A 24,603-nucleotide genomic window follows, 5' to 3' on the forward strand; every position below is an offset into this window, starting at 1 on the left:
ACCATTCGGGACGGGGACTGTCCAGTTAGGCGACACTCATGGTGTGCCCTGGATCACGCCTGGTCGCGGTACCAGTCGAGCAGGTCGGGTTCGTCGATCGCGGTGCGGTCGACGACGCGGCCGGGATCGGCTCCCTGCAGGATTCGTTTGAGCGGCACCTCGAGTTTCTTTCCGGTGCGGGTGTGCGGTACGCCGGGTGCGGCGACGATCTCGTCCGGTACGTGCCGCGGGGAGGCGTGTTCGCGCACGGCCGTGCGGATACGTTCCTTCAGATCTTCGGTGAGTGCGGCGCCGTCGGCAAGGACGACGAACAGCGGCATGCGGTACGTGCCGTCGGGTTGTTCGATGCCGAGGACGAGCGACTCGACGACCTCGGGCAGGTTCTCCACGGCCTGGTAGATATCGGCACTGCCCATCCGCACACCGTGGCGGTTGAGGGTGGAGTCGGACCTGCCGTGCATCTCGAAGGTTCCGCGCTCGGTGATCGTGATCCAGTCGCCGTGGCGCCACACGCCCGGATAGACGGAGAAGTAGGCGTCGCGGTAGCGACTGCCGTCCGGGTCGTTCCAGAACCGCACGGGCATGGACGGCATGGGGACGGTCACCACGAGTTCTCCGACCTCTCCGCGCACCGGCCGGCCCCCTTCGTCGAACGCGTCGACGGCCACACCGAGGCAGGGCACCGAGATCTCCCCCGGCCACACGGGCACCGTGGGGACGGCGCCGACGAAGGCCGTCACGACGTCGGTCCCGCCGGAGATCGACATCACCTGCACGTGCTCGCCGGCGTTGTCCGACAGCCACGCCGACGACGAGGCGGGCAGCGTCGCCCCGGTGACCCCGACCGCGCGGAGGGCCGACAGATCGTGGTCCGCCTGCGGGACGACACCGGCCTTGATACACGCCAGCACGTAGCCGGGGCTCGTCCCCAGCACCGTGACGTGTTCGTCGGCGGCGATCCGCCACAGGCGGTCGACCTCGGGGCGGGACGGGGCGCCGTCGTAGGTGACGACGGTGCACCCCACGAGCAGCCCCGACAGCAGGAAGTTCCACATCATCCAACTCGGGCCGGTGTACCAGAAGAAGCGGTCGCCGGGTCGGAGATCGAGGTGCAGCGACAACGCCTTCAGGTGCTCGAGCAGCACACCACCGTGGCCGTGCACCAAGCCTTTCGGTGGGCCGGTGGTGCCGGAGGAGAAGACCACCCACAACGGATGGTCGAAGGGAACGGGCAGGGGTTCGAGAGCGGCGTCGCCGGAGACGGCGTCCCGCCAGTCCAGAACGGTCCCGGTCTGCCCGGACGTGTCGAACCCGGACGTGTCGAACGATGTCCCACCCTCCGACACGACGACCGTCAGGGCGAGGCCGGGCATCGCGGCGCGGAGTACGTCCACCTCGTCGACGCGGTCGTACCGGCGACCTGCATACCGGTAACCGGTCGCCGTGACGAGTGCTCGTGGTTCGAGCCGGCCCAGACGGTCGATCGCCGCGGGTGCGGCGTAGTCCTGTCCGCATCCGGCCCAGACCGCACCGATACTCGCCGTGGCGAGCAGGGCGACGATCGCTTCGGGGATGTTGGGCAGGTAACCGACGACACGATCACCCTCCCCCACCCCGTGCGCGCGGAGCGTCGCGGCGAGCGCGGCCGTCCGGCGTTCGAGTTCGGACCAGCAGACCTCGCGGCGGTGTCCTTCCTCGTCGAGGTGGACGACGGCGGCCTCGTCGGGCGGACGCTCACGGAAGACGTACTCGGCGAAGTTCAGTCGCGCTCCCGGGAACCACACGGCGCCGGGCATGGAGGCGTCCGCGAGAGCAGGGCCGGGGTCGGTGTGGGAGACGACGTCGAAGGCGTCCCACACGGCCTGCCAGAATGCGCCGGGCTCGTCGACGGACCACTGCCACAACGCCCGGTAGCCGGGCAGGTCGAGCCCGTGTCTGCCCTCCACGAACCGGGTGAACCCGGTGACGTTCGCCTCCTCGACGTCGACGTCGCTCGGGATCCATTGCGGTTCCACCACTGTTCACCTCCCCGTCCGGGACCACCTCTGCGCACGTGGTCCGGGAGCGCATCCAGGCACGGCCGGAGGCTCCGCCCGGACCGGCCGAGGACCGTCGTGCACGGGCGACTGCCGGTACACGACGTTCGCGGCGTCCGAGCGGAGCCCCGCGCGACGACTCGCGGCTATCGCCGCTCGCGCGTCGCAGACGTGTAGATGAGGGTGAGCACCACAGCGACGGCGATGGAGATGATCCAGCGGATCCAGTCGATGCCGGAGGTGTTCTCGTTACCTTCGGACGAGATCAGACCCCAGATCCAGTAACCGATCAGCGCACCGATGATGCCGATGACGATGGTGATGAGCATCCCCATCGCCTGCTTACCGGGGATCACCAACCGGGCGAGGATACCGATGACTGCGCCGAAGATGATCGTGCCGATGATCTGTCCCATGGTGAGCCTCTCTGTTCGGCGCCGCACCCGGGGCGGCGCAACCTCGACGACCATGTACCCCATCAGTGTCGATCATGAACGTCTCACACGAGGCGGATTCGACGTGCCTTTCGAGTGAACATCCTTCTCCGGCAGGGCCGTGGTCTCACCGGCCCCCGTCCGCTCGTGTCGCCTCGAGCAAGGCGATCGCCTGCTCGCGCATCTCCACCTTGCGGACCTTCCCGGTCACCGTCATCGGGAACTCCTCGACCACGTGCACATAGCGCGGGATCTTGTAGTGGGCGAGCTTTCCGGTGCAGAACGTCCGGAGCGAATCGGCATCGAGCGGTTCGGCGCCCTCGCGCATCCGGATCCACGCCATGAGTTCCTCGCCGTACTTCGTGTCGGGCACGCCGACTACCTGGGCGTCGAGGATGTCCGGATGGGTGTAGAGGAATTCCTCGATCTCGCGGGGATAGATGTTCTCGCCTCCCCTGATGACCATGTCCTTGATCCGGCCGGTCACCGAGACGTATCCGTCCTCGTCCATGACGCCGATGTCACCGGTGTGCATCCATCGGCCCGCGTCGATCGCCTCGGCGGTCTTGTCGGGCTGATCCCAGTAGCCGAGCATCACCGAATAGCCGCGAGTGCACAGTTCACCGGGCTCCCCCCGCGGCACGGTCAGCCCGGTGACCGGGTCGACGATCTTGACCTCGAGATGCGGGCCGACACGCCCGACAGTACTCACCCGCCGTTCGATGCTGTCGTCGCTGCGGGTCTGCGTGGACACCGGCGAGGTTTCGGTCATGCCGTAGCAGATGGAGACCTCGCTCATGCCCATCCGGTCGATCACCTGCTTCATCACCTCCACCGGACACGGCGATCCCGCCATGATTCCGGTCCGCAGACTCGACAGGTCGTAGTTCTCGAATCCGGGGTCGGCCAGTTCGGCGATGAACATCGTCGGCACCCCGTACAGCGACGTGCACTTCTCCGCGGCGACCGCACCGAGCGTCGCGGCGGGGTCGAATCCCGGCGCCGGCAACACGATGGTCGCGCCGTGACTCGTGCACGCGAGGTTGCCCATCGTCATCCCGAAGCAGTGGTACAGCGGCACGGGAATACACACGCGGTCGTGTTCGGTGTAGTGGCACAGCTCGCCGACGAAGAAACCGTTGTTGAGCACGTTGTGGTGACTGAGAGTGGCGCCCTTGGGGAAACCGGTGGTGCCCGAGGTGTACTGGATGTTGATGGGATCGTCGGGCGACAGGGCCGCCTGGGCCGCGTCGAGCGATGCCCGGTCCTCGGCGAGCGCAGCGCGACCGGTGTCGACGAGGTCGTCCCACCGCGGCGAGTCGAGGAGGACGACGTCCTCGAGATCGGGACAGTTGGGCCGGACGGTCTCGATCATCTGCGCGTAGTCGGAGGTCTTGAACGTCGGGGCGGACACCAGCATCCGAATGCCCGCCTGCTCGAGCACGTACTGCAGCTCGTGCGACCGGTAGGCGGGATTGATGTTGACGAGGATCGCTCCGATCTTCGCCGTCGCGTACTGCACGAGCACCCACTGCCAGCAGTTGGGCGCCCAGATGCCGACGCGGTCGCCCTTGACGATGCCCGACCGCAGCATGCCGAGCGCGAGCACGTCGACATCCTCGACGAATTCGGTGTAACTCCAGCGCTTTCCGGCGGCGGAATCGACAAGCGCCTCACGGCCGCCGAAGCGGGCGGCGGTGCGGTCGAGGTTGTCGCCGATGGTGTCGCCGAGCAACGGGACATCCCAGGCACCCTGGGTGTAGCTCGGCAGACGGTCGACGTCGAGGCCGGACATCGCATTCTCCTTCTCGAGACGGGGATACGGCTGTGGTGGCGGTCGTCGGGCTGCTGCCGGACGACCGCCACCGGGGGGGGTGGATCGGTGGGGCGGTGGATCAGAGGGCCCGGTCGCGGGTCTCCACGAGCGCCGCGGTGCAGACCAGGCTCACGAGGCCGATTCCGGCCAGCATGATCCCGATCGCGATGCCGCCGTAGGAGGCGGCGAGCGGGGCGGCGATCATCGGCGGGATGGCGCCGCCGAGGACACCGGCGAAGTTGTAGCCGAGACCGGCACCGGTGTAGCGGTAGCGGGTCGCGAACATCTCGGGCAGCAGTGCTCCGCACGGCCCGTAGGCGACACCGAAGATCGCGAGGGTGATCATCATTCCGAGCACGAACGCGATCGGTGAACCGGTGTCGAGGAGCGGGAACAACACCAGTGCCCAGACCACGGAGAACGCGCACGAGACCATGATGACCTTCCGGCGCCCGACGCGGTCGGAATACAGCGCGGACAGCACGATCGCGAGACCGAACACCAGCGACGAGGCGATACCCACCATGAGGACGAACGGCCGGTCGAACCCGAGCTTCGAGGTTGCGTAGCTGGTCAGGTAGGCCGTGCCCATGTAGAAGAAGGCGAACATGATGGCCAGCGCACCGCCGGCGAGGAAGATCTCCTTGGCCTGGTAGCGCAGCGCGTCGAGGAAGGGCAGCCGGCGCGGGGCCTGGGCCTCCGCGCCCGGGGTGTTACGACGGGCTTCCTGTTCTGTACGGAGGCGAGCCTCCTGATCTGCGCGGAAGACGGGGGTTTCTTCGATGGCGAGGCGCATGTAGAGGCCGATGCCCACCAGAACGATGCTGAGCAGGAACGGGATCCGCCAGCCGTAGTTCAGGAAGGCGTCGTTGGTGTCGCCGAGGGCGAGACCGGTGAACAGGAAGGTGCCGCTCGACAGTGCGAAGGCGATGGCGGGACCGAGCTGCGGGAACATCGCATACAGACCGCGTTGACCCGGTGGCGCGTATTCGGCGGTGAGCAGCGTCGCGCCGGCCCACTCGCCGCCCACGGCGAATCCTTGGGCGAAGCGCAACAGCACGAGGATGATCGGGGCGGCGACGCCGATGGTCTCGGCGCCGGGCAGAAGACCGATGAGCAGCGTGGAGATGCCCATCAGCAGCAGCGTGGAGATGAGTGTCTTCTTGCGGCCGATGCGATCACCGAAGTGCCCGAACAGCATTGCACCCACGGGGCGGGCGATGAACGCGACCGCGAAGGTCGCGAAGGAGGCGACGGTACCCGCGGTCGATCCGAGCGCCGGGAAGAAGACCGTCGGGAAGACGAGCGCGGCAGCGGTGCCGTAGATGAAGAAGTCGTAGAACTCGATCGTCGTGCCCATGCAACTGGCCACGGCGACGCGCCGGATACCGGGCCCGTCCTTCTTCTGCCCCGCGCGGCGGGGCGCGGATGAGTCGGGACGGGAACGTCCCACCGGTCCGGCGACGGGGGGTTCGGCAGCCCCCGGGGTCGACACACTGGTCACGTGAGTCCTCCGTTGTCCGTTCGAACCGCGGGCGTGGTCGCCTCCGCGGATGAACGAAACGTAGTGATTCCGGTCACCCCTTCACCACCCCCGGAAGGGGGTGGGGTGACCGGCATCACATAGTATGCCGAACGAACGACATTGTCAGCGTCCGGCGGCGCCCGCGATCTCCCGGCGCATCTCGCTCCACACGGAGGCGTAGGAGTCGATGTTGGCCGCGGTGGCCCACGCGAGCGAGCCGCCCTTGATCTTCTCCAGGGCCTCGGCGAACAGATCCTGGTAGCGCGACAGTCGCGGCACGAACGCCGATACGTCGTCGAACAGGCTCTGCGCCTGCCGGTCGAGGGCGATGAGGCCGTCGACGAATCCGTCGGAGTCCGCGTTCTCGAGGAGCGTGGCCAGTTCCTCGTCGAGGGGGAGGAACCGGTCGTAGAGATCCGAGATCGAATCCTCGTCGATGGAGACCCGCTCCGCGTCGAGCTGGTCGTTCAGCTCGGAGGAGCCCCTGTCGGTGAGACTGATGCCGCCGTCGTTCTCCGCGGCCTTGCCCTGCTCGAGGAGCGCGGTCACCGCGGCCTGGCCGGCCGCCACCGAGACACCGAGGTGCGCGGCGAGCACCTCTGCCGTGACCTGCTTCTTCAGACGCACCGTCTGCAGCAGTGCCAGTTCGTCCACGTTGCCTGCGAAGGCCATCGCCCACTCCTCGCCGCACCCACCGGGCGCCCACATCGTCATCCGGAATCCGGACGGATTCCGTCCCGATTCTGACGCACCCGGGCAGCCGGCCGGGGAGTCACCCTCCTCGGCGGGATCTCGAGGTCGGACGAGCGTGGATCACGGGGACAGGCCGGGCACCGGACACGCGTCGGCGGCCTCGGCGACCACGGTCGGCGTATCGGACGCGGCGGGCTGGTCACCGGCCTCCCGGTCGCGGCCGGTCCGCGGCCGGTCGGTTTCGAGAAGCGCCAGTTCGTCGGGGGTGAACGCGCGCCCCCTGCTGAGGAAACGCACTCCCTCCGGGCTCTCGAGACTGAACCCGGAGCCGCGTCCGGGCACCACGTCGAGGACGAGACAGGTGTGCTTCCACGCCTCGAACTGCGAACCGGAGATCCACACCGGCACAGCGTCGGCACCGACCGGCCGATCGGCGCGGGTCTCCCCCGCCCCGAGACGCAGATCGAGGACTCCGAGGAGGACGTCACGGTCGCCGACGAGGAACTCACCGTCGGGATAACACATCGGCGCGGAGCCGTCGCAGCATCCGCCGGACTGGTGCATCATGAGCGGTCCGGTGCGCTGCGCGAGGCGGCGCAGCAGTGCGACGGCGTCGACGGTCGCCACGAGGCGTGGGACGGTCACAGACATGCCCTTTCCGTTGGGGTGCACGGTGCTCGGTGCGTATGGCGACGGCGCCTGCCACGTCGTGCGGACGTGACAGGCGCCGAAGTGTGCATCAGAAGAAGCCCTGTGCCTTGGGAGCGTAGGACACCAGGAGGTTCTTCGTCTGCTGGTAGTGGTCGAGCATCATGTGGTGGTTCTCGCGGCCGATGCCGGACTGCTTGTACCCACCGAAGGCCGCGTGCGCGGGGTACTGGTGGTAGGTGTTCGTCCACACCCGGCCGGCCTGGATGGCGCGACCGGCACGGTAGGCGACACCACCGTCGCGGGACCAGACGCCGGCACCGAGACCGTAGAGGGTGTCGTTGGCGATCGAGATCGCGTCGTCGAAATCACCGAAGGACGTCACGGACACGACCGGGCCGAAGATCTCCTCCTGGAAGATGCGCATCGTGTTGTCGCCCTGGAAGATCGTCGGCTGCACGTAGTAGCCGCCCGAGAGGTCGCCGCCGAGATCGGCGCGCTCACCACCGGTGATGACCTTGGCACCCTCGCTCTTGCCGATCTCGATGTACGACAGGATCTTCTCGAGCTGATCGTTCGACGCCTGGGCGCCGATCATCGTGTCGGTGTCGAGCGGGTCGCCCTGGCGGACGGCCTTGGTACGGACCGCGGCAAGCGAGAGGAAGTCGTCGAAGATGTCCTGCTGGATCAGTGCACGAGACGGGCACGTGCACACCTCGCCCTGGTTGAGGGCGAACATCGTGAAGCCTTCGAGGGCCTTGTCCTGGTAGTCGTCGTTCGCCGACAGCACATCGGAGAAGAAGATGTTGGGGCTCTTGCCGCCGAGCTCGAGGGTCACCGGGATCAGGTTCTGCGAGGCGTACTGCATGATCAGCCGGCCCGTGGTGGTCTCACCGGTGAACGCGATCTTGCGGATGCGCGGGCTCGATGCGAGAGGCTTGCCCGCTTCGACACCGAAACCGTTGACGATGTTGATCACCCCGGGCGGCAGCAGGTCGCCGATGATCGAGATCAGGTGCAGGATCGACGCCGGGGTCTGCTCGGCCGGCTTGAGGACGACGGCGTTGCCGGCGGCCAGGGCGGGTGCCAGCTTCCACACGGCCATGAGGATCGGGAAGTTCCACGGGATGATCTGGCCGACGACACCGAGCGGCTCGTGGAAGTGGTAAGCGACCGTCTCGGAGTCGATCTCGGAGATCGACCCTTCTTGCGCGCGAATGGCTCCCGCGAAGTAACGGAAGTGGTCGATCGCGAGCGGGATGTCGGCGTTGAGAGTCTCGCGGATGGGCTTGCCGTTGTCCCACGACTCGGCGAGGGCGATCGATTCGAGGTTCTCCTCGATGCGGTCGGCGATCTTGTTGAGGATCAGCGCGCGTTCGGCGGGCGACGTCCTGCCCCAGGCCGGTGCGGCGGCATGGGCAGCGTCGAGCGCGAGTTCGATGTCTTCCTCGGTGCCGCGAGCGACCTCGGTGAACACCTGGCCGGTGACGGGGGTGACGTTCTCGAAGTACTCCCCCTTCACAGGCGGCACCCACTGGCCGCCGATCCAGTTGTCGTACCGGGACTGGAACGACATGAGGGCGTCGGGCGAACCGGGACGGGCGTACACGGTCATGTGCATCTCCTGCAGCGTCGAGCGGTCGGTATGTGATCCGGAACACTACGGACGCGAGGGTTGCAACTACGTTGCGAGCAGCCTGTCCAATCGGGTCACTGTGGCGTCGACCTGCGCGAAGCGGGGTGATCGAGGATCGATCGAGGCCCGGTAGGCCGCCCACGCGGTGATGTCCTCGCGGCCGTGGACGGACGAGGTCCACTGCGCGAGCAGGTGCTCGTCTCCGCAGCGCAGCAGTGCGGCCCGCACCCCCGTGCGGAGTTCGTCGCGGATCTCCTCGACGCCCGGCGCCACCGAGCCGGGCAGGATCTCACCGGCGCACAGACGCACCGCCGAGGCCACGTCGCCGCGGTCGAGCGCGCGGCGCACATCCGCGACGTCGGTGTCGAGCGCGGTCAGCAACCGGTAGGGCCGTGAGCCGAGATGTTCCGCCCCGAGCACCTTGCGCAGACGCGACATCTCGGCGCGGATGGTCACCGAGTCCAGCTCGTTCTCGTCGAGCAGCACCGCGAGCCGGTCGGAACTCAGGCCCTCGGGATGATCGGCGAGGATCAGCAGGATCTCGGCGTGCCTGCGGGACAGGCCGACCCGTTCGCCCCCGCGGTGCAGGGCGGGACGCCCGGTGCCGATGGTCTCGATGCGCGGCGTCGCCGAGGGGAGCAGCGGGCGGCCGCTGAGGGCGTGGAGCCGCAGCTCGGCTTCTGCCGCAGCGACCGTGGCGCGGACGAGCTGCAGGACCTCGGGGGCGGCGACGCGGTGCCCGCCGGTGATGTCGATGGCACCGAGGATCCGTCCGCTGGTGGGGTCGTGCACCGGAGCGGCCGAACAACTCCATTCGTGCACCGTGCGGTTGAAATGTTCGGCGCCGAAGATCTGTACCGAATGATCCACGGCGAGAGCGGTTCCCGGCGCGTTGGTGCCGACGCGGTCCTCGCTCCAGTCGGCTCCTTCGACGAAGCTCATCGACAGGGCGCGGTCGCGGGCGGCGTGATCGCCCTCGACCCACAGCAGCCGGCCCTGCCCGTCGGTGATCGCGACCAGCAGTCCGCTGTCGGCGGCGTCCTCGACGAGGAGTTTGCGCACCACCGGGCGGATCAACGACATCGGGTGACCGGCGCGGTACTCCTCGAGTTCGCGCCCGTCGAGCAGCGCGGGTTGTTCGACGACGTCGGGATCGATGCCGCGCTGCAGGCTCCGGCTCCACGAGTCGCGGACCACCGAGCGCACCCCGTCGAGCCGATCCGTGCCGCGTGCGGAGACGAACGTGCCGTGCGCGCGCAGCACCGCACGTGCGTGCGCGGCCACGTCCGCTCCCGGACCCAGTGCCACCCAGGGGTTGGTCGTCGCGATTCCACGATCCGTCATGTACGGGCGCCTCCTCCCCCGCCACTGTAGTCGGGATCACACCGGATACGGCAGTCCGACCTTCGCAGCGGTCGCGACGCGATGGGCGAGCATCACCGCGGTCGCGTGCGGTCCCCGGCTCGGTGCCTGCGGAAACACCGAGGTGTCGACGACGCTCAGCCGGTCGGTCCCGCGCACGCGGCACCACTCGTCGACCACGGCGTGCTCGTCGTCGCCCATCCGGCAGGTGCCGGACAGATGCAGCGACGTTCCGAGCCTGCCGTTGCCGGCGTCCACGCTGCCGGTCTCGACGACACCGGCGACGCCTGCGAGCAGATCGGTCGCGAGCCGGACACCCTCCTCCAGGGTCGTCCGGTCGGCCGGGTCCGTCAGGTACCGGTAGTCGAGCAGCGGTGGGCGCCTGGGGTCGCGTTCGTCGAGCACGATGCGTCCGCGGCTGCGCGGGCGGGTCAGGACGACGCCGAGGACCGGATGCGGAACGCCGCTGCCGGGGATCGCCGCGCCGAAAGACGCGGTGTACGGACGCACTTCGAGGTTCTCGGTGTGCAGGACCGTCTCGAGCAGCACCGTGTGCGGCGGGAGACCCGGGCGGAACCGGTACGGGACGGTGAACTCCGGATGGTCGGAGAATTCGCGGCCCACCCCGGGAAGGTCGTGCAGCGGGTCGATGCCGAGCCGTCGCAGTTCGTCGGCCGGGCCGATGCCGGAGAGCATCAGCAACTGGGGAGATCTCACCGCGCCCGCGGCGACGATCACGTGCCCGGCCGAGACCGTGCGCGGTCCGTCGGGTCCGGCGATCTCGACACCCCTCGCGCGATCACCGGAGATCACGACGCGGGTCGCGGTCACCCCGCCGACGACCGTCAGATTCGGCCGGTCCAGGACAGGTTCCAGATACGCGAGGAACGGGCTCACCCTCGTCCCGTCGCGGACGTTCGACGGGACCGCGCCGACCCCGTCGGGTCCCGGAGCGTTGAGGTCGGCGACGGAAGCGAAACCGGCGCGTTCGGCGGCGTCGGCGAAGGCCCGCGAGAGCGGATGCATCCGGTCGCGCGGTACCCGGGCGACCGGAATCGGACCGGATGTCCCGTGGAGGTCGCCGGTGAAGTCCGCGTCGGTCTCCGTGGCCCGGAAGTACGGAAGCACCTGCTCGTAGGACCACGATGCGGGCCAGGACGCGAAGTCGGCCGGTCGCGCGCGCACGAAATAGGCGCCGTTGACCGCCCCGGATCCGCCGAGCACCCTGCCGCGCGTCACGGTCGCGTCGACGTCGGGGGTCAACCGTGCGGGAAAGCTCGTCGTCCACGGGCTTTCCGGACCCACCGGAAGGACGGCGGCGTCGCGGATCTCCTTCGGAACGGCGGACACCGATCCGAAGACCGCGCCCTCCTCGAGCACCAGCACGGTGCGGTCGGGATCGTCGCTGAGCCGGGCGGCGAGAACGCACCCGCAGCTACCACCCCCGACGATCACCACATCGGCGCGCGCCGGGATCATGTCACTTCCGGATGTCGGGTACGAGCGCCGACGCCGTACGGGCGTCGAACGCACCCTTCCACAACCCTGCTCCGTATGCGAGGTCGTCGAGGCGCTTGTAGAGCAGATAGCGGACAGGATCGAGCCCGCCGCTCTCGCGGTGTGCCTTCCAGTCCCAGATACCTTCGGCCACAGCGAAGGCCAGAACCACACGGCGAACCTTGCGGGAGAACACCGCTGCGACGACCGTCACCGGCCAGTAGTGCCGGCACACCGCCGACGCCACCTGCCACAGACCACCGGCGAACCCCTGGGCGGTGAGCAGCGCGGCGATGCGGTCGGGCCGGTCGAGTCCGGAGAACATCCGCCGCAACCGCACGAAGGTGACCACCTGCGTCAGCACGGCTGCGATCACCCCGACGCGGGTGAAGGTCGCGATCGCGACACACGCGAGGAGCGTCCAGATCGACATCACCATCGGCGGGACGGAACCCGGATGCCGATCCGCGAGCGGGGCCGCACCGGTGCCGTAGAACGCCTTGCGTGTCAACCACGTCCGGAGACGGGTGCGATGGTCGTGCGCGACCCGCGAGATGGGTTCGTACCGCAACCGCCACCCCGCACCCTGCAGTCGCCGGCACAGATCGACGTCCTCGGCCACGTGCATCGTCTCGTCGAAACCACCGCAGGCGACGAGGGCGTCGCGACGTACGAGCAATGCCGCGCTCGGCACGTACGAGACGGGACCACCCGCGACGACCGCGGACTCCCGGCTGCCGAGATCGAGCGACGACCGTGCGTGCTCGTACTTCGCCAGTGCGCTGCTGTCGGGTTCGAGGGCCACGATGCGTGGCGCGACGAGAGCGACCGCAGGATCGGTGAAATGCCCCAGCGATCGTTCGAGCCAGCCCAGCTGCGGCACCACATCGGAATCGAGGAAGGCGACGAATTCCGTTGTCACCTCCTGCAGTCCGGTGTTGCGGGCCGCCGCCGGCCCGCGTGCGGTCTCGTGCCTGATCACCCGGACTCGACCGCGGGGCGGTGGCTCGACGGGCTTGTCGGATCCGTCGTCGACGACCACGACCTCGTGCCCTTCGACAGCGGCGAGCAGACGGGCGAGGCCCGGCGCATTGTCCTTGACCGGTACGACGACGGTGACGGCGGAACTGGGCGGCAGTTTCGTCGGGCGAGGATTCCCGATACCCGAGTCGAGCAGGCGTCGCGCGACCGCGGCACTCCGCGCGTCGACCACCTCGACGAAGTCCTCGTCGATCATGGCCGCGGCGGCGGGTGCGAGTGTCAGCATCCGCGTGGGTGACCCTCCGACGAGGACACGTCCTCCGGCGAAGCTGCGCACGCGAGCGTCGATCCGCACACCGAAACCGTCGGGGAGCCGGGTCGCCCGGGGCTGCGCCGCCTCCGGGGACGTCGCCTGTGGAGTAATCGCCCGACTCACCGAAGCCTTCCTTCCGTTCCCGGCTCCCACCGGGCGACCTGTGCACGCGCCCGCTCGACCAGACTCGCGAACAGGCGCGCGCCGAGTTCTGCGGTGGCCTCGGTAGGGTCTCCCAGCACTCCGTTCGCGGACACCGAGACGATACCGGCTTCGCGCAATCGAGGCATCAGTGCGCCGATCGATTCCGTCGCTCCCACCGCCGCGCGGGCCATGTCGACCGTCCCGGGTGCCAGGTGCAGCATCAGACTCGTCTCGGTGACACCGGCGTGGGCGTCGGACGCGGGCACCGCGCACGGAAGCCAGGCAGCGTCGCGGCCCTCGTAGCGCAGGAGGCTCACCGCCTCGATCAGCGGATAGGCGTTGCCACCGTGCCCGTTGACGAAGACCACCCGTTTCGCCCACCGGCACACCGACCTGCCGTATTCGACGATCAGCGCCTTCGTCACCTCGGCACCGATCGACACGGTACCGGCGAAGCCTTCGTGCTCGCCGCTCGCCCCGTAGGGCAGAGGCGGCGCAAGGACCGTCTCGGGCAGCGCGGCGGCGACAGCGGCTGCGATCCGGGTGTCGGTGTCGAGGGGAAGATGCGGGCCGTGCTGTTCGAGCGCACCGACCGGGACGGCCACCGTCACCCGGCCGGGTTCGATGTCCGTCCAGTAGGCGTCGGCGAGCTCCCGCATCACCGCTCCGATGCTAAGGGTTTCGCGGGCGTGCACGAAACCCGGAGGTCCAGGCAGGCCCGCCCGGACGCCGGGACCGGATCGGTACGCTTTCCCGGTGCTGATCGAACCTCGTCCACTGGACGATCCGGACGTGCTGGCCCTCATCGGCGAAGTTCAGCTCGAATACGTGCGGAGATACGGCGGGCCCGACGACACCGGGCTGTTGCCGCACGAATTCCGGCCCCCGCGCGGCGTGTTCCTCCTGGCGCTGACCGACGGGATCCCGGCCGGGATCGGCGGTTGGCGTGCTCCGGAGCCCTCGCATCGAGGACTGCGCGACGGGGACGCCGAGATCAAGCGGATGTACGTGCGGGCGAACGCGCGGCGCCGCGGTGTGGCCGAACGGGTGCTGGGTGCGCTCGAACGGACCGCGACCGATGCCGGTCGCCGTCGCATGGTCCTCGAGACGGGGAGCGAGCAACCCGAGGCGATCGCGCTGTACGCGAAGGCCGGGTACGTACCGATGACCGAACGGTTCGGCCTCTACGCGCACTCGCCGACGGCGATGTACTACTACAAGGATCTGCCCCCGATCCGTCTGGCCACCGATGACGACCTGCCGGTGCTGCAGGAGATCGAACGCGCAGCGGGGAAGCCCTTCGCCGAGATCGGTATGACCTTCGTGGCCGACGACGATCCCCCGTCCGTCGAGGATCTGCGCGTCCATCGGGACGCGGGTCGCTGCTGGGTGTGGTTCGACGGAGACGGGCTCCCGGTCGCGTATCTCGCGGCCGACATCGTCGACGACGGCGTCCACATCGAGCAGGTGTCGGTGCATCCCGACCACGCGCGTCGCGGTATCGGTCGCATGCTGATCGAGCACGCCGCGGGGTGGGCGCGGGACGCCGGCTTCGGATCCCTGTCGCTGACGACCTACCGCGACGTGCCGTGGAACGGCCCGTACTACGCGCGTCTCGGCTTCCGCACCGTCGCGGACGATGCCCTCTCCCCCGCCCTCGCCCGGATCCGCGCGGAGGAACGGAAACACGGTCTCGACCGCTGGCCGCGGATCGTCATGCGCCGCGAAGTGGAGGCGTAGAAGCTAGAGCCCCCTGGCGACCCGGTCCCCCTCGACGATCGCGGCGTGCAGGCGGCGTGGCGTCACCGCGTCGCCCACGCGGATCACCCTCGCGCCGCATTCCGAGAGCTCGTGCCACAGCTCGTCGACGGGATCCTGATGGGTGGCGACGACGACCGCGTCCACCGTGAGCCTCGTCTGCTCGCCGGTCGCGTGGTGGACCAGGGTGACCTCGGCGCCGTCCGGCAGGTCCACGACACCGCCGAGGGCGACGCCGGTGAGTCGTTCGATCCGCTTCTCCCGGGCGCGGCGCAACCAGCCGTCGAGCTCGAGCGTCGGACCGAGATCCTGGCCCACGACCATCCCCGGCGTGCATACCGTCACCGCACATCCCCTGTCGGCCAGCAACTCGGCGACCGAGGTGGCCTGGTGGAAGCCGAGATCGTCGACGACGAGGACGCGTCCGGAGGGTGCGGCACGACCGGTGAGCACGTCGCGCACGTCGCTCACCCGTGCCGACGCGCCCGCCCGGTCGGGCCTGCGGGGGCGCGCTCCCGTCGCGACGATCACGACGTCGGGTGCCAGCGCGTGCAGTGTCGTGGCATCGGCGGTCGCGCCGGTGCGGATGTCCACTCCCCTGCGGCGGCATTCGGCGTCGAGGTGGGTCACCGCACCCAGCAGTTCGGCGCGGTGCGGCGCGGCGGCGGCCTCGCGGACCTGGCCGCCGGTGCGCCGGCCCCGCTCGAACAGGACCACCGAATGCCCTTGTGCAGCAGCAGTCGCCGCTGCTTGCAATCCCGCGGGTCCGCCGCCGACCACGACGACCCGTTGCGGTACGGCGGGCGCGGCGGAACCGTCGGATTCGTACCCGGCGTGAGCATTGACCGCGCACGCGATGGGACGGTTGAGCCCGACCCGTCCGATGCAGTCCTGATTGCAGCCGATGCACGGCCGTATCTCGTCGTCGCGTCCGGAGAGCGTCTTGTTCGCGAAGTCCGGGTCGGCGATCTGTGCGCGCACCGCGCCGACGAGATCGCACACTCCGTCGGCGAGCGCGGCGCCGACCTGGTCGGGGCGGGTGAAGCGCCCGACCCCGACGACCGGCAGCGACACCGCTGCCCGGATGGCGTCGGGGACGAACAGCGAGTAGCCGTGAGGGGTGGACATCGGGGCTTCGATCAGATGCAACGTCTCGGTCGCGACGCCCACGGACGTGTTGAGGTAGTCGACGTCGCCACTCGCCTCGAGCATCCGCGCGACCTGCACGGCGTCGTCGATACCGACACCGCCGTCGGTGCCGTCGTGACCCGTCAGTCGCACGCCCACGACACGGTCGCGCCCGACTGCCCGTCTCACGGCGGAGACGACCTCGAGCAGCAGACGTGCCCGCCCGGCGAGATCCCCGCCGTAGCGGTCGGCGCGACGGTTCGTCGCGGGTGCGAGGAAGGCACGCAGGACGGCTGCCTGGGAACACTGGATCTCGACGCCGTCGAAGCCGGTCTCGGCACAGCGGCGGGCGACGTCGGCGTAGCCCGCGACAAGGTCGGCGATGTCGGATCTCGTCATCGGGCGCGGGACCTCGCGGAAGAGTGGGTCGGGTTCGGGGCTCGGAGCCCACACCGGTTGCCCGGTGTACATCGAGGTGCCCTGCGCGCCGTTGTGGTTGAGCTGCGCGAGGATCCGCGTGCCGTGCCGGTGCACGGCGTCGGTGAGACGGCGGTAACCGGTGACGACATCCGGATCCCAGCCGCGGATCAGCTTCTCGTAGGGACGATCCGAGGGGTGCACGGTGTGCTCCTCGGTGACGATCATCGACGCGCCGCCGCGTGCTCTGGCCTCGTAGTACGCGATGTGCCGGTCGGTGACGGTACCGTCGACCGAGAAGTTGGTCAGGTGCGCAGGGAAGACGATGCGATTGCGCAGGGTGACCGGACCGATCCGCAACGACGCGTGCGGAACGGTTCCGGCCCCCGTGCGCGACACCGTCAGACCTTCGAGTTGCCCTGGTCCACGGCCATCTGGCTGCCGGTGATCGTGGAGGCGCGATCACTCGCGAGGAACAGGACGGCTTCGGAGATGTCGTCGGGATCGGCCGTCGGCTTGCCCTCGAGGATCGGAACGAAGTTCGGGCCCCACGAGGGATTCTTCTCGAACAGTTTCAGGACGCTGACGTCGGTGCCCATCGGGGTGTTCACGCCGTAGGGATGGATGGAGTTGACCCGGATGCGGTACGGGCCGAGTTCCTTGGCCGCCGCCTGGGTGACGCCGACGAGGCCGAACTTGGCTGCCGCGTAGTTGATCTGGCCGGGCATCGCCTTGAGACCGGAGACCGAACTGATGACGATGATCGATCCGCCGTTGCCGGCCTCGATCATGGCGGGGGTGGCGGCCTTGAGGGTTTTGAACACACCCGTCAGGTTGATGTCGATCAGTTCTTCGAACTGGTCGTCGGGCATCTCCCAGAAGCGGTTCCAGGTGCAGATGCCGGCGTTGGCGACGACCACGTCGAGCCGTCCGAACTGGGCGACACCCTCGTCGACGACGGCTTTCAACGCCGCGCTGTCGCGCACGTCCGCCACGCGGGCGAGGATCTTCCCACCGGCCTCCTCGACGAGCCGTACCGTCTCGCGGAGGTCGTCCGGGGTGGTCTGCTCGTAGGTGATGTATTCCGAGACCGGGCCCGCGATGTCGACGCCGATGACGGCTGCTCCCTCGCGGGCGAACCGGATGGCGTGGTTGCGGCCCTGCCCGCGTGCGATCCCGGTGATGAAGACGACCTTGCCGTCGAAATCTCCCATGTCGGCCCTTCCCGTCGACCCAGATTAGAACATGTTTCAGTGTGCCTCACGTTACAGCGTCACAGCCACCCGGTGTCCCTCCCGGATCGCGTCACGCATCGTCCTCGGGGCCACCCGATCCCCGATCGACCACACCCCCGGCCGCTCGGTCACTTCGCCCGGTAACAACGGTGCGCAATCGATCAGAACGGCATCCGAGACCGGCGTGGTCTCCCCGGACACACGGTCGACGAGCACGACCCCTTCGGCGTCGACCGAACCGACCCGGCACCCGAGATGTCTCGTCACGCCCGCCCGCTGCAGCCGGACGTCGAAGGCGACGAGATCGCCGGTCGGCGCGAGACGTGATCCCGCGACGAGGTCGCCGGTCGCGTAGTGGACCTCCACACCGTCCTCCACGAGCCGATCGACCACGGCGCTCGCCACCGGCCCACCCGGCGGATCCCACACCACCGCTCGCTGTGCCGTCGGCGGGCGGGTCCCCGACAGCACCTCCGCGGCGGTCGCGTAGTTCTCGGGCACGGTCACAGGGAAGGACGGTGGACGCGGAACCCCGCCCGTGGCCTGCACGACCACACGTCCGCGAGCGAGCGCGTCCTCGATATCGGCGTCGCCGGCCTCGGTGCCGGTACGGATGTCGACACCGGACTCGCGGCACTGCTGTTCGAGCCAGTCGACGAGCGCCGGGAAGTCGGGGCGGCCGGGCGAGACCACGGCGGCCGTGCCGCCGATCCGATTCGTCGCCTCGACCAGGACGACACGGTGACCGCGTGTCGCCGCCACCCGCGCCGCTTCCAGACCGGCGGGCCCGGCACCCACCACGAGCACGTCGCGAGCGGTGGCCACCGGCCCGAAGAGTGCCCGGGTCTCGTCACCCACCTCCGGGTTCGCGATGCATCCCACGACCGGATTGTGGAAGTCGTCGACGAGGCACGCCTGGTTGCAGCGCACGCAGGGGCGTGGCCGGCGAGCACGACGGGCGGCTTCGACGAGGTCGGGGTCGGCGATCTGGGCGCGGGTCATCTCGACCAGATCACACGTACCGTCGTCGAGCGCGCGTTGCGCGTGCCCGACGTCGACGATGCTGCCCTGCAACACGATCGGGACCGCGCTACCGGCTACCTCCCGAATACGCCGACACACTTCGACGTTGAAGCCCGCAGGGGTGTGCGTGTCGGGCCGGTACGACTCGGGGGAGAACAATCCGCCGCGCACGACGGTGAGCAGGTCGATCGCCGGGGCGATCGCGGGAACGTATCCGGCGGCGAGGTCGGGAGTGATGCCCGCCCACGGCGCGTTCTCGTCGCACGAGAGTCGCAGCGCAAGAACACGATCCGCGCCCATCTGCGAGCGGACCGCGACGATCACCTCGCGGAGCAGGCGCAGCCGGTCGTCACCGTATCCGTCGGCGCGGTGGTTGGTGAGCCCCGAGAGGAACTGCCGCAGCAGCGAAGTCGGGCCGACGTCGAGTTCCACCCCGTCGAGGTCCGCGGCCACGGCGACGGCGACGGCCCGGGCGAAGGACTCGACGAGTTCGGTGATCTCGTGCTCGGTCATCTCGACGGGGAGTTCGCGTGTCGCCGGATCCGGTACGCGCGAGGGCGCCCACAGTGGTGCCCGGGTCCACGCGCTCGAACCCTGGAGCCCGCGATGACCGAGGCCCGCGAGCACGAGCGCGCCGTGCGGACGGCAGGCGTCGACGATCCGCCGGTATCCGGCTCCGCAGTGTCCGGCGAGCGGCGCGCGTTCGTACGGGTGGTCGAGCGAGTGCACCGACGCCGTCTCCGTCACGACGATCCCGCACCCACCCCGGGCACGTCGCGCGTAGTACGCGACGTGCCGGTCCGAGAACGACCGGCCGTCACCGAGATTCGTGACGTGCGGACCGAAGATCACCCTCGACGGAGCGGTGCGTCCGGCGAGGGTGATCGGTTCGGTGAGCGCGGGGCCCATGTCGCCGGCTGTGTCAGATGCCGAGGTCGCGGCGGAAACCGTCCGGCACGAACACATCGTCCGGGGTCAACTCGTGGATCGAGTTCTTGCCCAACCCCATCAAGGCGGAACCGATACCCCCGGACAGGATGTCGAGGACGTTCTCCACCCCGGCCTGACCGTTCGCGGCCAGACCCCACAGATACGCGCGGCCGATGAGCACCGCCTTCGCACCGAGCGCGATCGCCTTGACGACATCGCTGCCGCGGCGGATACCTCCGTCGAGCAGCACCTCGACGTCCGTGCCCACCGCCTCGGCGATCGCCGGCAGCGCCCGGATCGGCGCCGGGGTGCCGTCGAGATTGTTGCCACCGTGGTTGGACACCGAGATCGCGGTGACCCCCGCATCGACGGCGCGCTTGGCGTCGTCGACCCGCATCACGCCCTTGAGCATGAAGGGCGCATCACCCCACTGCTCGCGCAGCCACGCCACATCCTCCCAGGTCGGCAACGGGGTGGTCATCCACTCGCCGTAGGCACCGAAGAAGGTCGGGGCCCGGCCGCCGGGCGGGGTCAGATTCGGGGTGGTCAGATCCGGCACGGCGCCGGTCTTCGCCCATTCGAGCAGCCATTTGGGGCGGATGATGCCCTCGGGCGCGAACTTGACCATCGCCTCGAGGTTCATGCGTTCGGGGATGGCGGGGCTGCCCCAGTCGCGGCCGTTGGAGAACGACCAGTCCAGGGTCATGATCAGGCCCTTGGCACCGGCGGCGCGGGCGCGTTCCATGCGCTGGACGAGCACTTCGCGGCTGCCGACCCAGTACATCTGGAAGAAGGTCTTGTCGTTGACCGCCGCGACCTCCTCGACGGATTTGGACGCGAACGAACTCAATCCCATCGCGGTGCCGCGCGCCGCGGCGGCACGGGCGACGGCGACTTCACCGTCGGGGTGCACGGCCTGCACGCCCGTCGGGGAGATCATCACCGGCAGCGACACATCCTGGCCCAGGATGGTCGTGGCCATCTCCCGCTTGTCGGACAGTCCGGCCACGTGGGGGGCGAAACCGAGTTCGCGGAAGGCGGCGGTGTTGTCGTCGACGGTCAGGCCGGCCTCGGAGCCGGCGACGAGTGCGCCGTAGACGGACTTGGGCAGACGCTTACGCGCGCGTTGCTGCGCGACCGCGACGGTCTCGAACCACGGGTCGGTCGCCCAGGGGTTCTTCAGCCAGGAGGGCTTGGCCATGACGAATCTCCTCGGAAATCTACAGGCCTGCGAGCGGGTTCTCGTCGCAGAACTTGGCGGGGGGCTTGGTGAGCAGGGTCAACGGCACCGGCGCGGCCGGAGTGCGCCGCTCGGCGCGCTTGCCGGTACGCGAGTGGTCGACACTCGACTGCGGCACGGTGCGCTCGGCTTCGAGCGCCGATTGCCCGTAGCCCTGCACACATTCGGGATCGGGTCCGTCCATCGGCAGACCGGTGAAGAACTTCGCGGCCATGCACCCCCCGCGGCACGAGTCGTAGAAGTTGCACGAGCTGCACGCCCCGGCCGACTGCGGTTCGCGCAGTTCGCGGAACAGCTCGGAGTTCGTCCACACCGAGGAGAACCCCCCGTCGGTGAGGATGTTGCCGGCGAGGAAGTTCTCGTGGATCGCGAACGGGCACGCGTAGACGTCGCCGACCGGATCGATCAGGCACACCACCCGGCCCGCGCCGCACAGGTTCAGCCCGGGCAGCGAGCCGCCGCCCTCGCCGCCGAAAGCCGACAGGTGGAAGAACGAGTCGCCGGTCAGCACGCCTTCGCCGTGGGCGACGAGCCAATCGTAGAGCTGCCGCTGCTGCTCGTGGGTGGGATGCAGATCGTCCCACACGTCCACCGCACGGCCCGACGGGCGCAACCGGGTGATGCGCAGGGTGGCACCGTACTTGTCGGCGAGGGCCTTGAACTCGTCGAGCTGGTCGACGTTCTGGCGCGTGACGACCACGGAGATCTTCGCGTCGCGGAAACCGGCCTCGGACAGGTTCTCGAGCGCGCGTACGGCCATGGCGAACGAACCCGGCCCGCGCACGGCGTCGTTGACCTCGGCGGTGGCGCCGTCGAGGGAGATCTGCACATCGACATAGTCGGAGGCGGCGAGTCGTTCGGCGACCTTGCGGTCGATGCGCACCCCGTTGGTGGAGAACTTCACGCCCACCTGGTGATCGGTGGCGTAATCCACCAGTTCCCAGAAGTCCGAGCGCACCGTCGGTTCGCCACCGCCGATGTTGACGTAGAAGACCTGCATGCGCTGCAACTCGTCGATGATCGCCTTGCACTGCTCGGTCGACAGTTCCCGCGGGTCGCGTCTACCGGACGAGGACAGGCAGTGCACACACGAGAGGTTGCACGCGTAGGTCAGCTCCCAGGTCAGGCAGATCGGGGCGTCGAGACCCTTTTCGAACTGGTCGACGAGACGACCGACCTTCGGAGGGGTGGGGGTGGTGGGCGGTTCGAGCAGCGAAGTCATGGGCTGGTCCTTCGGGCGTCGGGCAGAAACGAGCGGCGTCAGGCAGGAACGATCATGTGCGAGTCGGCCAGGGTGCCGAGAGCACGCACGTAGGGCCGCTCGGCACTCTCGTCGATCCCGTGCGCGCGCAACGCTTCCCGGACCGAGGTGTGGTCTCCGAGGGATCGGACGATCTCGACGATGACGGTGTTCTTCAGGAACGACAATTTGCGGGTGCCGAAGTGGTAGAGCAACGCCCCGAACGGTTCGGGGCGAAGCGCTACCTGCGGGTGGAGCCGCCAGCCGGCACCCGGATCGAACGTTGCTGTGCCCACAGCGTCGGGGGACACGTCGGTGGCTCCGGGCGCGGTCATGTCAGTACACGCCGCACATGCCGTCGATGGAGACCTCCTCGACGAGAGACTCCTCGATCAGATCGGATTCGATCACTGCGTTGTCACGATCGGACATGTTTCCTCCTCGGATCTTCTCTCTCCGGAATCGGAGCCCGGCTTCACAGCGGGCTTGCTTTGTGAGCCGCTTCACCACTGTAATGGCATCGAGTGCAGAATGTCACTACGGGGAGAGGAACAATGACGCGCAGCCGACGGAAACCGTCCGCTCGGGTAGGTCGCCGCCCGTCCACGTCGAAGGAGGAGCTCGCTGCTCTCGGCATCGAACTGTTCATGGAGGTCGGATTCGACGAGACGAGCATCGACGACATCGCCGAGGCCGCCGGCATCGCCCGCCGCACCTTCTTCCGGTACTTCCCGTCGAAGAACGAGCTGGCCTGGGGAAACTTCGACGAACACCTCGCCGGCATGCGCGCGAGCCTCGAGACGATTCCCGAGGACGTCCCGCTCTCCGACGCGCTGACCACCGCCCTGCACGACTTCAACACCTTCCCCGACAGCGAGGCCGAACGGCACCGGGCACGGATGGGTCTCATCCTGCACACGCCCGCACTGCAGGGCTATTCGTCGGTGATGTACCAGGGGTGGAGGCGGGTCGTCGCCGAGTTCGTCGCCCGCCGCATCGGAGCCGGACCCGACGACCACATTCCTCGCACCGTCGGCTACCTGGTGCTCGGCGTCGCGATCTCCGCCTACGAGGCGTGGCTCGACGAACCCGCATCGGATCTGCACGAATTCCTGGCCGTCGGGATGGGGACACTGACCGCAGGCCTCGACTACAGTGACCCCCACTCCCCTTTCACGCCTCCGAAAAAGGTTGCGAAACAATGACCCTGCTCGATTCGCTCGCTCCCTGCAGCCCGGGTCTGTGGACACACGACCATGTGACGGTCGAACGCGTCACCGCCGGACCGCTGACCTACGGCACGTCGGGTGTGAAAGTGCTGAACGTCCGGCGCGACGCCGACCGTCTCCACGTCACGCATTCGCTCACCGCCGAGCAGATCAGTGAGCGGCTCGTCGCCGAGGTGACCGCCTCGATCCAGGACGCCGCCTTCGGCCAGGACGAGTTCGAACTGACGATGGTCGGACTCGTGCGTTCCACGGTGTCGGGCGCCCTCGACTCGTGGGTCACCTACTACCGCAACTCGCTCGACGAACTGCTCGACGGTACAGCCGATTTCGCGCCCATCCACGATCGTGCGGCCGAACTCGTGCGCGGGAGCGTGCTCGATCTGGGGTCGTGTTTCGGCTTCCTGCCGTTGCGGCTCGCTGCCGCCGGTACCGCGGTCACCGCCACCGACATCCTGCCCGGCACCATGCGCCTGCTCGATGCCGTCGCGCCGCGACTGGGTCTGCGCCTCGACACGCTCGTGTGCGACGCGGCGAACGTCCCGGTAGCCGACGACAGCGCCGACACCGTGACGGCCATCCATCTGCTCGAGCACGTCGACGACGCCGTGGGGGCCACGATCCTCGCCGAGGCGCTGCGGATCGCCAGGCAGCGGGTGGTCGTCGCGGTGCCGTTCGAGGACGAGGCGACGGCGTGCCACGGACACGTGCGCACCTTCGACCTGTCGGCGCTGGAGGAACTCGGACGCACCACGGGCCGGTCCTTCGAGGTGTTCGAATACCACGGTGGGTGGCTCGTCGTCGACTGATTCCGTCACCCATCCGCCTGCATCCCCGCGACGAATACCGGGTGTAGCCGGAAGGAGGTGGCACGATGAGCGAGAACGTCGAGAGCCACTTCAGCTGGACCTCACGTCGTGTCGTCCTCCCCCACTGCCCCGAGGACAGGAAGAAGGCCGGTTCGTCCGGCCTGGTGATGGACTGCCGGCCGATTCCCGAGCGACCGGACGTACGACTGCTCGTCTATCACGACGACACGGACGACTCCGATTACGACGCCGTAGCGATCGGGAAGACGGACGGCGCGAACGACATTCCGGTACTCACCACATCGGAGGAATGTCTTCTCGTCGCCGCGGCCCGGTCGAGGACCGACCCCGCGATCGTGCTTGCCGCACCGCCGGGCGACGATCGGGGTCGACGGATTCGGGAGGTCACCGGTCAGATTCTCCGAGGCGGGCCGCTCCTGTGCCTGCTGGTGTGCACCGGAGCGCTGTCGGTGCTGGTGCCGGTGCATTCCTCCGTCCCGGACGACCGCTGA

At 68.8% G+C, this 24,603-nt stretch carries 22 protein-coding genes; 4 read left to right on the plus strand and 18 right to left on the minus strand.

All coding sequences use genetic code 11. From position 1 onward, the window contains the following. Positions 1-53 precede the first annotated feature (53 nt). The 11 genes from A8G18_RS01835 to mftE form a co-directional block, all read right to left on the minus strand. Positions 54-2,015 (minus strand): acetoacetate--CoA ligase, encoded by a 1,962-nt coding sequence (locus A8G18_RS01835; protein WP_064062530.1) that lies wholly within the window; start codon positions 2,013-2,015, stop codon positions 54-56. 167 nt (positions 2,016-2,182) lie between these two features. Continuing rightward, positions 2,183-2,452: a GlsB/YeaQ/YmgE family stress response membrane protein gene (locus A8G18_RS01840; RefSeq protein WP_016932945.1), complete on the minus strand. Its 270-nt coding sequence runs from the start codon at positions 2,450-2,452 to the stop codon at positions 2,183-2,185. Between the two features lie 145 nt (positions 2,453-2,597). Next, a complete protein-coding gene (locus A8G18_RS01845; RefSeq protein ID WP_064062531.1) occupies positions 2,598-4,265 on the minus strand; it encodes an AMP-binding protein in 1,668 nt (555 codons plus the stop codon). 100 nt (positions 4,266-4,365) lie between these two features. After that, positions 4,366-5,673: an MFS transporter gene (locus A8G18_RS01850; protein WP_245207768.1), complete on the minus strand. Its 1,308-nt coding sequence runs from the start codon at positions 5,671-5,673 to the stop codon at positions 4,366-4,368. 261 nt (positions 5,674-5,934) lie between these two features. Continuing rightward, complete coding sequence (locus tag A8G18_RS01855; protein WP_064062765.1) at positions 5,935-6,483, minus strand: hypothetical protein; 549 nt, start codon at positions 6,481-6,483, stop codon at positions 5,935-5,937. Between the two features lie 141 nt (positions 6,484-6,624). After that, the gene (locus A8G18_RS01860; RefSeq protein ID WP_064062532.1) at positions 6,625-7,155 is read right to left on the minus strand and encodes a DUF779 domain-containing protein; all 531 of its coding nucleotides are present in this window, start codon (positions 7,153-7,155) and stop codon (positions 6,625-6,627) included. Positions 7,156-7,243: 88 nt separating this feature from the next. Beyond that, positions 7,244-8,767: an aldehyde dehydrogenase gene (gene adh / locus A8G18_RS01865; protein WP_026003462.1), complete on the minus strand. Its 1,524-nt coding sequence runs from the start codon at positions 8,765-8,767 to the stop codon at positions 7,244-7,246. 66 nt (positions 8,768-8,833) lie between these two features. Further along, entirely contained in the window at positions 8,834-10,132 is a 1,299-nt protein-coding gene (locus A8G18_RS01870) for a sigma-54-dependent transcriptional regulator family protein (protein ID WP_064062533.1), read from the minus strand. 36 nt (positions 10,133-10,168) lie between these two features. After that, positions 10,169-11,629 (minus strand): mycofactocin dehydrogenase MftG, encoded by a 1,461-nt coding sequence (gene mftG / locus A8G18_RS01875; RefSeq protein ID WP_064062534.1) that lies wholly within the window; start codon positions 11,627-11,629, stop codon positions 10,169-10,171. A 1-nt stretch (position 11,630) separates the two neighbouring features. Then, a complete protein-coding gene (gene mftF / locus A8G18_RS01880) occupies positions 11,631-13,064 on the minus strand; it encodes a mycofactocin biosynthesis glycosyltransferase MftF (RefSeq protein ID WP_064062535.1) in 1,434 nt (477 codons plus the stop codon). Further along, the gene (gene mftE, locus A8G18_RS01885; protein WP_037222272.1) at positions 13,061-13,744 is read right to left on the minus strand and encodes a mycofactocin biosynthesis peptidyl-dipeptidase MftE; all 684 of its coding nucleotides are present in this window, start codon (positions 13,742-13,744) and stop codon (positions 13,061-13,063) included. Before mftE ends, mftF begins: the two co-directional genes overlap by 4 nt. A 97-nt stretch (positions 13,745-13,841) precedes the next feature. Here mftE and A8G18_RS22265 point away from each other — a divergent pair, with 97 nt between their 5' ends. Beyond that, positions 13,842-14,825 (plus strand): GNAT family N-acetyltransferase, encoded by a 984-nt coding sequence (locus A8G18_RS22265; RefSeq protein ID WP_084421369.1) that lies wholly within the window; start codon positions 13,842-13,844, stop codon positions 14,823-14,825. 3 nt (positions 14,826-14,828) lie between these two features. Here the strand turns inward: A8G18_RS22265 and A8G18_RS01895 are convergent, their stop codons facing one another. From A8G18_RS01895 to mftA, 7 genes are read right to left on the minus strand one after another with little or no spacing between them, the layout of a single operon-like run. After that, positions 14,829-16,787 (minus strand): mycofactocin system FadH/OYE family oxidoreductase 2, encoded by a 1,959-nt coding sequence (locus tag A8G18_RS01895; RefSeq protein ID WP_115311492.1) that lies wholly within the window; start codon positions 16,785-16,787, stop codon positions 14,829-14,831. 2 nt (positions 16,788-16,789) lie between these two features. Further along, positions 16,790-17,602, minus strand: coding sequence for a mycofactocin-coupled SDR family oxidoreductase (locus A8G18_RS01900; protein WP_064062537.1), 813 nt, complete (start codon positions 17,600-17,602; stop codon positions 16,790-16,792). A gap of 51 nt (positions 17,603-17,653) precedes the next feature. Then, a complete protein-coding gene (locus A8G18_RS01905) occupies positions 17,654-19,555 on the minus strand; it encodes a mycofactocin system FadH/OYE family oxidoreductase 1 (protein WP_064062538.1) in 1,902 nt (633 codons plus the stop codon). Positions 19,556-19,568: 13 nt separating this feature from the next. Beyond that, positions 19,569-20,777, minus strand: coding sequence for a pre-mycofactocin synthase MftD (gene mftD, locus A8G18_RS01910; RefSeq protein ID WP_016932566.1), 1,209 nt, complete (start codon positions 20,775-20,777; stop codon positions 19,569-19,571). A gap of 19 nt (positions 20,778-20,796) precedes the next feature. Further along, entirely contained in the window at positions 20,797-22,038 is a 1,242-nt protein-coding gene (mftC, locus tag A8G18_RS01915; protein WP_016932567.1) for a mycofactocin radical SAM maturase, read from the minus strand. Positions 22,039-22,076: 38 nt separating this feature from the next. Continuing rightward, entirely contained in the window at positions 22,077-22,391 is a 315-nt protein-coding gene (gene mftB / locus A8G18_RS01920; RefSeq protein ID WP_064062539.1) for a mycofactocin biosynthesis chaperone MftB, read from the minus strand. A 1-nt stretch (position 22,392) separates the two neighbouring features. Then, positions 22,393-22,488 carry a mycofactocin precursor MftA gene (mftA, locus tag A8G18_RS01925; RefSeq protein WP_006553546.1) on the minus strand — a complete coding sequence of 32 codons (96 nt, stop codon included), beginning with the start codon at positions 22,486-22,488 and terminating at the stop codon, positions 22,393-22,395. Positions 22,489-22,610: 122 nt separating this feature from the next. On the opposite strand from mftA, the gene mftR reads away from it, so the two are divergent. From mftR to A8G18_RS01940, 3 genes are all read left to right on the plus strand, one after another. Further along, on the plus strand, positions 22,611-23,261 hold the full coding sequence (mftR, locus tag A8G18_RS01930) for a mycofactocin system transcriptional regulator (protein ID WP_064062540.1): 651 nt from the start codon (positions 22,611-22,613) through the stop codon (positions 23,259-23,261). Further along, positions 23,258-24,091, plus strand: a complete 834-nt coding sequence (gene mftM / locus A8G18_RS01935; RefSeq protein ID WP_064062541.1) for a mycofactocin oligosaccharide methyltransferase MftM — start codon at positions 23,258-23,260, stop codon at positions 24,089-24,091. Before mftR ends, mftM begins: the two co-directional genes overlap by 4 nt. 65 nt (positions 24,092-24,156) lie before the next feature. Further along, positions 24,157-24,603: a hypothetical protein gene (locus A8G18_RS01940; protein ID WP_016932571.1), complete on the plus strand. Its 447-nt coding sequence runs from the start codon at positions 24,157-24,159 to the stop codon at positions 24,601-24,603.

The organism is Rhodococcus gordoniae (genome assembly GCF_001646655.1).
Taxonomy (GTDB): Bacteria; Actinomycetota; Actinomycetes; order Mycobacteriales; family Mycobacteriaceae; genus Rhodococcus; species Rhodococcus gordoniae.